General features: G+C 37.7%; 9 protein-coding genes, 1 tRNA gene and 1 pseudogene. 8 read left to right on the top strand and 3 right to left on the bottom strand.

Going from position 1 to position 12882, the window contains the following annotated elements; all coding sequences use genetic code 11:
- Window positions 1-93 precede the first annotated feature (93 nt).
- The 3 genes from GBI66_RS11565 (at window position 94) to GBI66_RS11555 (ending at window position 2120) form a co-directional block, all read left to right on the top strand.
- Window positions 94-555: a hypothetical protein gene (locus tag GBI66_RS11565; RefSeq protein WP_151716206.1), complete on the top strand. Its 462-nt coding sequence runs from the start codon at window positions 94-96 to the stop codon at window positions 553-555.
- A 341-nt stretch (window positions 556-896) separates the two neighbouring features.
- A complete protein-coding gene (locus GBI66_RS11560) occupies window positions 897-1514 on the top strand; it encodes a thiol:disulfide interchange protein DsbA/DsbL (RefSeq protein ID WP_151716205.1) in 618 nt (205 codons plus the stop codon).
- A gap of 372 nt (window positions 1515-1886) precedes the next feature.
- On the top strand, window positions 1887-2120 hold the full coding sequence (locus GBI66_RS11555) for a hypothetical protein (protein ID WP_151716204.1): 234 nt from the start codon (window positions 1887-1889) through the stop codon (window positions 2118-2120).
- A 47-nt stretch (window positions 2121-2167) separates the two neighbouring features.
- Here the strand turns inward: GBI66_RS11555 and GBI66_RS11550 are convergent, their stop codons facing one another.
- Window positions 2168-2851 carry a pirin-like bicupin family protein gene (locus tag GBI66_RS11550; RefSeq protein WP_005183176.1) on the bottom strand — a complete coding sequence of 228 codons (684 nt, stop codon included), beginning with the start codon at window positions 2849-2851 and terminating at the stop codon, window positions 2168-2170.
- Window positions 2852-3046: 195 nt separating this feature from the next.
- Window positions 3047-4390, bottom strand: a complete 1344-nt coding sequence (gene argG, locus GBI66_RS11545; protein WP_004652848.1) for an argininosuccinate synthase — start codon at window positions 4388-4390, stop codon at window positions 3047-3049.
- Window positions 4391-4608: 218 nt separating this feature from the next.
- Between argG and GBI66_RS19845 the strand changes: the two are divergent.
- A pseudogene (locus GBI66_RS19845) lies at window positions 4609-4955 on the top strand (hypothetical protein).
- Between the two features lie 20 nt (window positions 4956-4975).
- On the opposite strand, the gene GBI66_RS11535 reads toward GBI66_RS19845, so the two are convergent.
- On the bottom strand, window positions 4976-5827 hold the full coding sequence (locus GBI66_RS11535; RefSeq protein ID WP_151716202.1) for a LysR family transcriptional regulator: 852 nt from the start codon (window positions 5825-5827) through the stop codon (window positions 4976-4978).
- 156 nt (window positions 5828-5983) lie between these two features.
- Between GBI66_RS11535 and GBI66_RS11530 the strand changes: the two genes are divergently transcribed.
- The 4 genes from GBI66_RS11530 (at window position 5984) to GBI66_RS11515 (ending at window position 12876) form a co-directional block, all read left to right on the top strand.
- Window positions 5984-6901 (top strand): DMT family transporter, encoded by a 918-nt coding sequence (locus GBI66_RS11530; protein ID WP_151716201.1) that lies wholly within the window; start codon window positions 5984-5986, stop codon window positions 6899-6901.
- Window positions 6902-7212: 311 nt separating this feature from the next.
- Window positions 7213-9243: an NADPH-dependent 2,4-dienoyl-CoA reductase gene (locus GBI66_RS11525; RefSeq protein WP_151716200.1), complete on the top strand. Its 2031-nt coding sequence runs from the start codon at window positions 7213-7215 to the stop codon at window positions 9241-9243.
- An 85-nt stretch (window positions 9244-9328) separates the two neighbouring features.
- A tRNA-Ser gene (locus GBI66_RS11520) sits at window positions 9329-9418 on the top strand.
- 797 nt (window positions 9419-10215) lie between these two features.
- Entirely contained in the window at window positions 10216-12876 is a 2661-nt protein-coding gene (locus tag GBI66_RS11515) for a DUF11 domain-containing protein (RefSeq protein WP_151716199.1), read from the top strand.
- The last annotated feature ends 6 nt before the right edge of the window (window positions 12877-12882 follow it).

The raw sequence follows: 12882 nt of genomic DNA, 5'->3' as shown, positions 1-12882 counted from the left end.
TTTGATATAAATAAAATTCACTGAGAATGATTTTTTTTAATGACTTAAATTTAGCCTTTTGATAAATTATCTCTAGTTTATAGGGGTTGTATTATGACAAGAATTTTAATTGCTTCAATGCTATTGGCCTTTAGTTTAAATGTAACAGCTAATTCAGATTTTAATACTGATGATGAGTTGACAAAATTAGGGATTATTGGACCAGATTTTAAATTTATAGATCTTGAGCGAGCTACGGATTTTTTTAAAAATGCAAATGATAAAGTATCAAGTTCGTGGGCTTATAAATCAAATGAACTAGTAAAAATTACATCAGCTTCGACGACACCACACTATTCCTCAGTAACGTTTAGCCCTACTGTAGATGTATCTGAAGCTGAAGAGAAAGATTTAGTTGATTTTATGAGTACAAGGGAAGCTGTTCAGGTATGGTGTAAAGAGCTTTTCAATTCTAAATATATGGGTGTAAATGATCATAAAGTTGAAGTGTTATATAAAAATAAAGTTGGAGCAACATTAGGTAATGTTGTTTTGAACAATCAAACATGTAGGTAGATTATTTTATAAAAGTTAGTTACATCAAGATTTTTCCTTCAAACTTAAAAATCCCCAATTTTTTCATTGGGGATTTTTATACCACAATAAAATACTTCCTAACATAAGAGCATAAACAAACGATTTACTATGCTGTTGTTTTTCTGTTTCTTAATTGTTGAATTTAATGAAAAATTTACAAGTCACGCAACTCTAACATGTTCCTCGAGTAAAATATTTACATCGTCTCCTAACTCGCCTGTTATAAGGATATCAACAGATTTGTACGATAAAGTATTGGAATTATGACTTTTTTATGAATGCCCAAGCGCTATAAAATGGCTTTGAGGATAGCGGAATTAATGAAAAATTTTATTTTAACGGGTCTTACTGCAATTGTTGCAGTACTTTCTACCCAGACAATGGCAGCAGATTTTGTTGCAGGTAAAGATTATACGGTTGTACAAAATCCAGAGAAGACCTCTGTACCAAATAAAATCGAAGTGCGTGAGTTCTTTTGGTATGGTTGCACTTATTGTTTTAAATTAGAACCACATATGCAAACGTGGTTAAAGAAAATTCCAAATGATATTTATTTTCTGCGTACGCCAGCGGCAATGACTCCAATGTGGGAGCAAGGCGCACGTGCATATTATGTCAGTGAAGCATTAGGCGTTCGCAAGCGTACACATTTACCATTATTCCATGCCAATTTTTCGGGCAATCAAAAAATCTTGCAAAAGGATGCTTTTGCTAAATTTTTTACTCGATATGGAGTACCTGAAAAGCAATTTAATAGCATGTTTGATTCTTTTGCAATTACTGCAAAAATTGCTGAATCTAATCAATTGGCCCGTAAATACCAACTTACAGGCGTACCTGCTGTCGTGGTAAATGGTAAATATATTGTTCAGGGTGGCGATGAAAAAGTGATTCAAGTGGTTGAATATCTTGTTGATAAAGAGCGGAAAAAGAAATAATTTACAAGTTATCTTAAGAGAGTAACTCTTATTGTACTCAGTGATTAAAGTGTTCTATTGGATATGGCTATCAATTATTTTCTAGCTTTTTTTTAGTGTCAAAAGGGTGCTTGACCCAGTGAAAGATTGGTGCTAATTTAATCAATAAGGAAGTCATATACTATTTGGGATTTAAGAGAAATCTTGCCTAAATGAACAAAGATATGACAACCTGAACACACAGCTAACAACGAACGAAACGGTTTAGATCGTTTTTAAAAATGTTCAAGGTTGTAGAAAAGCCCGTTAATCGGGCTTTTTTAATGCCGATTATTTTTGAATGAAATTTAGGCTATAGTGAAATAAAGATTGGAGGAGCAATAGGGGATTGTGATGCTGATGTTTATTATTTTGGTCGTCGTGATTGGCTTAGTCTTATTCGCCTTCTTCGCAAAGAAAACAGATTCTACACAGGATACATCTGATTATAGTTATCCTTATTCTTCCACAACTTCGAACTGTGATTCATTTCAGGACAATAATGATCAACGTATAGATGATTGTGGTTCTAATCCAGACTTGAGTTCAGACTCAAGCGGTTGTGACAGTAGTAGCAATAATGATTAAAAAAAACGTGCACCCCTTGAGGGTAAGAGGTACACGTTAAACCGAGCTTAAGGTAGGTCAAACCAAATCATTTGACTGTCTTGTAATGCAGTAATCGTTGCAGTCTCATCAAACAGTAAAGCATCACCTGCTTTAACCAAATGATCGGCAATCATTACTTCACCTGAAATCACATGCACATAGTTTACTTTTTTCTGTGCTGTAATCTCTAAATGTTGATCTTTCTCAATGACTGCAGTTTTCACTTCAGCATTTTGACGGATCGACATTGGCGCAGATTCATCACCAGCAATCAAATGCCATTGATTTGGATGATCTTTCGGGTTTAGATGAATTTGCTGATAAGTTGGTTCAGCATCTTGTACATTCGGTTGAATCCAAATCTGTAACAGATGCACCGCTTTATCATGCTTGTTCATTTCACTGTGGGTGACCCCAGTTCCAGCACTCATCAATTGCCATTCACCTGCATTGATTTGGCCTTCATTGCCCATACTGTCTTTATGAGAAATGGTGCCATCAAGTACACAGGTTAAGATTTCCATGTTGTCATGGGGATGAGTACCGAAACCATTATGCGCAGCAACCGTATCATCATTAATCACGCGAAGCGCACTGACGCCCATATATTTCGGGTTATACCAGCTACCAAATGAAAAGCTATGATAGGTGTCTAACCAGCCTGCTTTGACATGACCACGGTTTTCACTACGATGTAGATAAGCATTCATCTTTCATCTCCCAAATTATTGTGTTTTGCTTAATGCTTATATTATCGATTCATTATGGCGATAAATAGTCTTTAATTGCGACATATTGTTCTATAAATGCGATGATACTGTCGTGTGTATGTTCTTGGATAAAATAAAAAAGGCTGAATAAAAATATTCAGCCTTTTCAAGTAGGTAAATTAATTTACCCATCTTTTATTTAGATTTGTTTTCCAATTGAGGAATTGCAGAGCCTTGACCAACTGCAAGCAAACCTGTTTCGGTATAGATACCCAATTTTGCACGGGTATCGGTAATGTCGAGGTTACGCATAGTTAACTGACCGATACGATCCATTGGTGTAAACATTGAATCACCTTTCTCCATCGTTAAACGCTCAGCTTCATACGTGAGGTTAGGAGATTCAGTGTTCATGATGGTGTAGTCATTACCACGACGTAATTCTAAAGTCACCGTACCAGTAATGGCTTTAGCAACCCAACGTTGTGAAGTTTCACGAAGCATGAGCGCTTGTGAATCGAACCAACGGCCTTGGTAAAGTAGGCGACCTAAACGTAAACCGTTAATGCGGTATTGTTCAATCGTGTCTTCGTTATGAATACCAGTCACCAAGCGCTCATAAGCGATATGTAATAAAGCCATACCTGGTGCTTCATAGATACCACGAGATTTCGCTTCGATGATACGGTTTTCAATTTGGTCAGACATCCCTAGACCATGACGACCACCGATACGGTTCGCTTCAAGAATGAATTCAACTGGATCTTCGATACGTTGACCATTCAATGCAACTGGCATACCTTGTTCAAAAGTAATGCTCACTTCTTCTGGTTGGATTTCAACGTCATCTTTCCAGAATGCAACGCCCATAATTGGGTCTACGATTTTAATACCTGCATTGAGGTATTCTAAATCTTTGGCTTCGTGTGTCGCACCCAACATATTTGAGTCAGTTGAATACGCCTTTTCTTTTGACATTTTATAGTCAAAACCGTTGTCGATTAAGAATTGCGACATTTCGGCACGGCCGCCTAACTCATCAATAAAGGTTTGGTCTAACCAAGGCTTATAGATTTTAAGTGCAGGGTTGGTCAATAAACCGTAACGATAGAAACGTTCAATATCGTTGCCTTTATAAGTTGAACCGTCGCCCCAAATGTTGACGTCATCTTCTTTCATCGCGGTAACAAGCATTGTACCTGTCACTGCACGACCTAAAGGTGTGGTATTGAAGTAAGGAACACCGCCAGTGCTGATGTGGAACGCGCCACATTGAATCGCAGCAATACCTTCAAGCGCAAGTTGTAAACGACAATCGATTAATCGAGCTTTGACTGCGCCGTACTGTTCAGCTTTCTTTGGAATAGCATCATAGTCATCTTCATCAGGTTGACCCAGATTTGCAGTATATGCATAAGGCTCTGCGCCTTTCTGTTTCATCCATAATAAAGCTGCTGAAGTGTCTAAACCACCAGAGAAGGCAATCCCAACTTTTTTACCTACTGGTACATGCTGCAAGATCGTTGCATTATCAGTCATTGCTAGTCCTAACTATTTCGAAATAGGCACCCTAATACTTCGGTGACCAAAGAGAATTTATACGTCCCGTACTATATCACTTTTCAAATCGATTTTTTTTCTGATAGGAAAGGAATTCTTTTTTTTTCATTTGAAAAATAGATTAACATCAGAAAAATATAAAGTTTTGCGATAAGCATAAAGTTTTTATTAATATTCCAAAAGAGTGAAAGAATAAAATGCTAAAAACGAACAATCAGATTCTCTCTACATTACATCGCGTCGTAGCATTTATCTTAATTTCAGATCTCGTCTATGCGATTTATAACTTATATATGCACATGCCCAAATACTTTATTGGCGGTCTCTTGGGGCGTATAGCCTTGATAGCTGTTCATTTCCTATGTGCGAAAAGTGTTAAGACGGGAAGTGCAAGTAGTCGTATTGGTTCAATCTTAATGACGGTCTTTATGCTAAATATGTTCCCCTTAGGAACGGTTATAGCAGTAGTGATCCTATTTTTCTCTTTATTTAAATGGGAAAAGGTCCAACTTTTAAATTACCAATTGAACTTCAAAAAAGTTAAACCTTTCATTTAAAATTAGCTCAGAGTGAATCATTTAAGCCAATGAATTGCTTCTCGATCGGGGTAAATACATGATCGTGACGTGCAATCAGATAAAGACCAATGTCCCGATATTGTTCAGGCGTTTCCCGATAATATTGGATCTTGTATTTGTCGATCAATGACTTGGCAATCATGGAAATGCCCATACCCAGCTGGGTAAAGTGAATTAAGGCCTCATGATCGTAAATATGGGTGAGTTCACCTTTTTTGAGATTATAGTCCGCGTAAATACTGTCTAAGGTGGTGGCATAGCAGCATTGTTCAGAAGCCAGCAAGATATTTTGATGATTTAGACATTCTTCGAGACTGTCATGGTTGATCATGTTTTTACCAATAATCACCAGTTGATCATCCGCTTTTTGAATATATTGCAGATTTTTATGTTTAGGATGCCCTAGGGCATAAGCGATATCCAAATTGCCCGCTAAAATCTCATCTTCAATGTAACCTGTTGGACCTGTTTTCATGGTGATGGAAAGGTCAGGGTAGGCTTCATAGAGCTGACTAAAAGAGGGGTAGAAACGCATCCCGCCTAGACTGGTATTGGTGCCAAAGCGTAAAACGTTTTCTTGCTGATAGATTTTATTTTCAGTTTCTTCCCAAGTGAAAATCATCTTTTTATATTGGGCATATAAATTCATACCCGATTCAGTCAGTTCGACACCTTTAGGCTTACGAATAAACAGTTGGCGTTTATAGTGATTTTCAATCTTTTTAATTTTCGCAGTCATATTGGACTGTAAATAATTGAGCTTATTTGCCGCCGCAGTAATGCTTTTCAGCTCAGCCACAGTGACAAATGATCGGATATCGCTAATATCAATATTCACGGCAAGTCCTCAATATTTCAGTTCAAAAGGTGCTATCAAAAAAGATGAATTGAATTAGGTATCAAAAAAAATGATGTATCTATTAAAACATAGCATTATTCATGATGTCATTTATTTTATACACTAAGCTTACTTTTTATCGGTTGAGTACAACACGTGAATATTCGAGTCGTGAGTGCAATCGCGTTGCTATGCTTGGTGTGGGGATCTTTATGGGGCTTGGTTAAACATAGCCTACAAGTGTTTCCACCATTTCTATTTATCTCTACACGGTTGATTTTAGCGGCATTGACATTAATGCTGATACAACGGATTTTAAAAAAATCTATTCTTCCCCAACACCATGAGTGGAAACCTTTGATCATTTTAAGCTTATTGATCTGTTTTGGTTTTTATGCAACACAAACCTTTGCCATGCAATTTGTGGGTTCAGGTTTATCAGCTGTGCTGGTGTTTACCATGCCAATTTTTATTGCTGTGTTAGCGCATTACTTCTTAAATGAAAGGTTGAATACGCAGAAAATCTTGGGTCTCGTTTTAGGAACTTTAGGACTCATCGCAATTTTATGGCCTCAATTACATCATGTGCATATGAATATGTCATTGCTTGGACAAGTCTTATTGATTGGTTCAGGCTTCTTCTGGGCACTATCTACAGTCTATATCAAAAAGAATTTTGCGGCTTATGACAAAATCAAACTGACCATTTGGCAACTGTTACTCGGTGGAAGTTTAATGTTTTTTATGGCCTTATTGTTCGAACCTGTCGATGCACAAGTTTGGTTAAATCCTTTAAGTGAGTCTGCATTGTTTTATATTGCAGTGGTTGGAACGGGATTTGCCTTTGTACTTTGGAACTGGATCGTCAGTCAGGTGGATACCTTTGTGGCTTCAATTTCAATTATGTGTATTCCAATACTCAGTCTGTTTTTTGGTTCGTTAATTTGGCATGAAGCTTTGACACTCAATATTTTAATTGGTGCAGCATTTATCTGCTTAGGCATAGTAATGAGTTCTTTGAAAATGAAAGTGCAGAAAAATCGCTTAGCTTATTCAGGCAATCAACAACGTTAAAGGATGGATATACAGCGTTTGTTATAAGATCTAAAAATAAATTGTAATAAATAACAAGCATTGAATATTTTATTCAAAAAAATCAGTCATGTTCTATATGGCTGATTTTTTTATTTTTTAGATGAATGTTGGGGGCGGCTATCAGCTGGGTTATTTGCATTGTGATTTATTTAGGTCATAAAGATTGACAGAATAGGGTCGAATTGACTCTTTCAACACCGAAAATTTTATAAATAGTCATCCCAAATAAATAAAAAAGTATTAAAGTACTATGCAACAAGTTGCAAAGCCAAAATTATAGAAGGAATACCATGACTAGCTATGCAAATATCTTAAAACCATTACATTTGGGTTTTACCACTATTAAAAACCGTGTCGTAATGGGCTCAATGCACTCAGGTTTAGAGGATCGTTTTTTTAATTATCCTAAACTTGCAGCTTATTTTGGTGAGCGGGCAAAGGGTGGTGTTGGCTTGATCATTACTGGCGGAATTTCTCCAAACCGTCAGGGTTGGTTGCTGCCTGCAGGCGGAACAATGAATAGCTTGGCGGATATTCCTCATCATCGTTTAGTTACCCATGCCGTACATAAGCATGGCGCAAAAATTTTGATGCAAATCTTGCATTCAGGCCGTTATGGTTATCATCCATTTTCGGTTTCATCATCTCCGATTCAAGCACCGATCAACCCATTTAAACCTCGCCAAATGTCTGACTCCCAGATATTAGCAACGATTGAAGATTATGCACGTTGCGCGAGCTTAGCGAAAAAAGCAGGCTATGATGGCGTAGAAATTATGGGTTCAGAAGGTTATTTAATTAACCAGTTCCTCAGCAGCCATGTGAATAAGCGTACTGACCGTTGGGGCGGTGATATCGACAATCGTATGCGTTTCCCTGTGGAGATCGTCAAAGCAATCCGTGCTAAAGTGGGTGAAAAATTCATTATTGCATTCCGTTTGTCTTTGCTTGATTTAGTACATGATGGCAATACCATGCAAGAAGTGATCGTGGTTGCCAAAGCATTAGAAAAAGCTGGAATTACGCTGTTAAATACAGGAATTGGTTGGCATGAAGCACGTGTTCCAACCATTGTTACTTCCGTTCCTCGAGCTGCGTTTGTCGATTATACCGCTGCGGTGAAACAGCACGTTTCTGTTCCTGTGATTGCATCTAACCGTATTAATATGCCTGATGTCGCTGAAGATATTATTGCTTCTGGCAAGGCTGATATGGTGCAAATGGCTCGTCCATTCTTGGCCGATGCATATTGGGTCAATAAAACTGCAACCAATCGTGTTGATGAAATTAATACCTGTATTGCGTGTAACCAAGCGTGTTTGGACCATGCCTTTAAAAATGAGCGTGTAAGCTGTTTAGTCAATCCGCAAGCCTGTCATGAAACAGAACTGGTTTATATTAAAACCAAAAAGCCAAAGCGTATTGCTGTTGTCGGTGGCGGTGTCGCTGGTATGTCTGCTGCCACAGTTGCTGCGAGTCGAGGCCATGCGGTAACTTTATTTGAAGCAAATAACGATGTTGGTGGTCAGTTTAACTTGGCGAAAGTTGTGCCAGGTAAAGAAGAGTTTCATGAAACGATTCGTTATTTTAAAGTACAACTCAAACAAACGGGTGTGGATGTCCGTTTAAATACACGTGCTAGTCGCGAACAGTTAGAGCGTGAAGGTTTTGATGAAGTTATCGTGGCAACTGGTGTTGTACCGCGCGCACTAAAAATTCAAGGCAGCACAGCACCACAAGTGTTGTCATATGCTGAAGTATTACGTGGTGCCGAAGTTGGGCATAAAGTTGCGGTGATTGGTGCTGGTGGTATTGGTTTTGATGTCTCTGAGTTTTTATTAAAACCGCCACATCAACCACAGCCACAACCATTGGCAGACTGGCAACGTGAATGGGGGGTTGATCCAAACCCGAATTATATTTCTGAAGGGGGAACTCAACGCCCAGAAGTGGAAATACCTGTTCGCCAAATTTATTTATTACAGCGTAAAACAACACCATTGGGTATCGGTCTAGGTAAAACCTCTGGTTGGGTGCATCGTGCACAGTTGAAGAAACATGCGGTACGTATGCTTCGTGGAGTGCAGTATAAAGCGGTTACCGATGAAGGTTTATGGGTAGAGCATAATGGTCATGATCAATTGTTGCGCGTGGATACCATTGTGGTCTGTGCAGGACAAGAATCAGTGAAAGATTTGATGCCAAAAGACGGTGAAAATACTTCGGCAAACTACCATATTATTGGTGGGGCAAAGCTTGCAGCTGAGCTAGATGCCAAGCGTGCGATCCGAGATGGTGCTGAATTAGCCGCTAAACTCTAAAATTGATGAAACAATATGCATTTGAATACATTGCAGTTAAATTTCTCTTGTATAACGAGGGCAAGCTTTGTATTCTTACGCACATGGAAGCGTGGCAGAGCGGTTTAATGCACCGGTCTTGAAAACCGACGAGGGTGTGAGTCCTCCGTGAGTTCGAATCTCACCGCTTCCGCCAAATATTTAAAAGGGGATCAAACATATAGTTTGATTCCCTTTTTCTTTGGCAAAATTTTGGCAATATTCGAAATTTTAGCGATCTCTGCTTTATTGTTCTCTGAGTTCATCTACTCCACATCATGCTTCATTAGCATCACCACACTACCACCAAGTTGATAATAAATTTCACTTTTTAAGTATTTGAAAATTTAATAATTTTTTAAACTCTCATAACAGAGTGATGCCACTTTCAAGTAAAATGGGATAAGCTCAACAACCAGTTATAGTGTTTGAGTCGGTTTAATTTAGACCTTGCTTATCATTTAATTCAATATCAAATTAGATCAATTATTTCCATAATTGATCAAAGCGTTATTACAAGAATGTCACTTAGCGGTACGATAAATTTGTGTTGTACGGTTGCTTCATCTAAGAGTTATATAGTCAAAATACCTTTAACGAACGGTTTATACATAGAGATTATGAAATCTAAAAAAGTTTAAACTGTTATTAAAATAGGCAGTAATGCAATTTTATCTATGACAGCTTCTTAAAATTTAAGATCAACAGATTTTTGAATAAAAACAATAAAAGGGGCGGGTAAGTCTATAGCCCTAATCGATAAACTTTTCTTGAAAAATAGCAGTGGTCGATAACTTTTTTTACCAGTTGGTATGTTTTGTGGAAAAATCACGTTTTTGTTAATTTATGTGTTCAATTTTGTATTTTTGTAGTATTCTTTTGTGAAAATTGTCAATAAATTCGTACAATTTGCCAATAAGAAATCTATCTTTACATTTTTGTGGGTTCTGGAACATGATAAGCCGATTCAAGAAAAGTGCTGTCTCAAAAACTTCATTTATCGCTTTATTTGGCTTATTGATTGCATTTCATAGCTCTATTGTATTTGCTCAACCTAAAGCAGGGAGTAGCATCACTAACATTGCAAGTGGTGACTTCTATGATGAGCAAGGTAATCTCCAAGTTATTAATTCAAATGCAGTTATTTTAACTGTTCAACCGATCTATTCTTTAACTTTACAAAGTAATCAACAGAATATTGGAACTATTGGCAGTAAAGTTAATTTTCCGCATGTTTTAACAAACACGGGAAACATCGTAGATGATTATAAATTAAGCCTTATTCAGTTAACCAATGATCAATTTAATTTAGAAAATATTGCTGTTTACATCGATCGGGATCAGAACGGGGAGCCTGATGACAATAATAATTTACTTAATTCAAGTACGAGTTTTCGTTTAGAAGCTGGAGAGTTTGCCTCCTTGATTGTTGTTGGAAGTATTCCAACCAATGTAAGTGCAAATAACGTTGCTAACCTTACTTTAACGGCAACAAGTCAACACGATAATACGATCGTGATGACGGTAAATGACACCGCGAAAGTGGTTGATGATGCTGTCATTCAAGTTACGAAATCGCAAAATATCAGTACTGGAAAAACTGGCACAGAAATTACTTACACTTTGAGCTATGCCAACACAGGGACTGCAGCAGCAAGATTAGTATTACGAGATATCTTGGCCACAGATGTCACTTATAAATCTGGTAGTGGTAGTTGGGGGAATGGTTCTGGATCTTTGACAGATGCGGATGATGCAGAGACAGGTGCAAATGTACCTATAAAATATAAAGTGAATAATGGGCAAGTTGATGTAGAACTTGCAAGTGTGGCTGCGCTGAGCAAGGGTACAGTCAGTTTTAAAGTAACAGTTAATCCGAATGCTGCGGAAAAAATTCCTAACACCGCGGATTATCAGCAATACAATACATCAAATGCTATTTTGAAAAATACTTTAACGAATACAGTAATTTTTAATGTTCAACAAAGCTTAGGTGTTGTACTTAACTATAGTCCTAGTAGCGCAAGTGATGATGGTGAGCCAAATGCTGGCTTAAATAATTTGCAAGTCCAGAATAATACTTTTGGAGGCGTAGCAAAAGAAATCCAATTTGATAACTATGTTTGGAATACAGGACAGGCGACTGATACTTATAATTTAAGTCTCGTTAAAAGTAATGTACCAAGTTGTGCTGTTGTTCGTTTATATCATGCAGATGGCCGTACTTTGCTCACAGATACAAATGGTGATGGCATAATCGACACTGGTGGATTGGCTTATGGCACCTCAAAAAGAATTAAATTAGGGGTTTATTTCCCATCTAATTGTACTTCAACAAGTACAATGGATTTCGATATTACGGCGATCTCCGCGACAGATACAAGTGTCAAAAATAGTACACGTGATAGATTGATTAATACGGTGGCTGTTGGAGAAAGTGATTTATATAACAGTAATAATTCTGGTGTGGGTGTTGGAAATGTCACCGCTTCTGGTGGACAGGCATTACTGGTAAAAAATGCTGCTAAGGGGGCAAACGCTGTTTTCCCACTTGTTATTCGAAATAATAGCACTGTCTCAAATAATTATAATCTGTACGCTTCAAGTACAGCGATTGACATCAATAGTATCAATACGACTTTACCATCAGATTGGGGAGTAAAGTTTTATAATGGTGATGCAACTTGTCAAACTTTACAGGGTGAAATTACAAGTACTGGAAATTTAGCTGCTGGTGCGATTAAACAATATTGTGCTGTTGTAACGGTTCCTGCGAATACGACTTTGACAAGCTTGCCAATTTGGTTTGCGATGAAATCCCCTATGAATGCACAGGGTGACAGCATTAAAGATCAGGTTGATGTGGCCGTACGTAAATTAACTTTGGCGAATGACCAACAAGGTCGAGTTAATGTTGGTGGTACGGTTGTTTACCTACATACATTGAAAAACACGGGTACATTTGTTGAAGGGGATACAGCTGGAAAAGTAAGTCTTAGTGTAGTTCCACAAAATATCAATGATGGGTTCATCTATACCCTGTATTACGATGCAAATAATAATGGCGTATTAGACCCTACAGATCCTATTGCTACAGATTTATCTATTACAGGTGGTTTGAATCCACAAAGTTCTGTTCAATTGCTTTTAAAAACTCAAGCACCACTCACAGCGACAAATGGTGTTTCCAGTGCTGTGAATATTGTGGTATCGGCAACAAATATAATTCAAGGTTTAAACCTAGCATCAATTCAGAATACTGATTTAACAACAGTTGATCCTACGCAGCTCCGTTTAACGAAAGAACAGGCTAAAGATGAAGCTTGTGTACTCATTAATGTCACTACCGCGACGTATGCCAGTAACCCATTGACGATTAAGCCAAATCAATGTGTAACTTATCGATTGACCATTAAAAATGATGGTTCAACACCCGCAGCGAATGTTGTGATTAATGACGTTGTACCCGCTTATAGTATTTTACGAACTACCTTGCCTCCTTCAATTAGTAAAGGTTCTGTAACGGTGAGTGGGGATCAAATATCAGGAAATATTGGAGCACTTGCACCACAGGAGCAGGCTGCATTGTATTTTTCTATTCGGGTTGCACCTTAAGTTAAG

Origin of the sequence: Acinetobacter sp. TUM15071, assembly GCF_008980925.1 — a bacterium.
GTDB classification, from domain to species: domain Bacteria; phylum Pseudomonadota; class Gammaproteobacteria; order Pseudomonadales; family Moraxellaceae; genus Acinetobacter; species Acinetobacter dispersus.
Note: the sequence above shows the minus strand (reverse complement) of the source record. Positions and strands in the feature narration are given on the sequence as shown.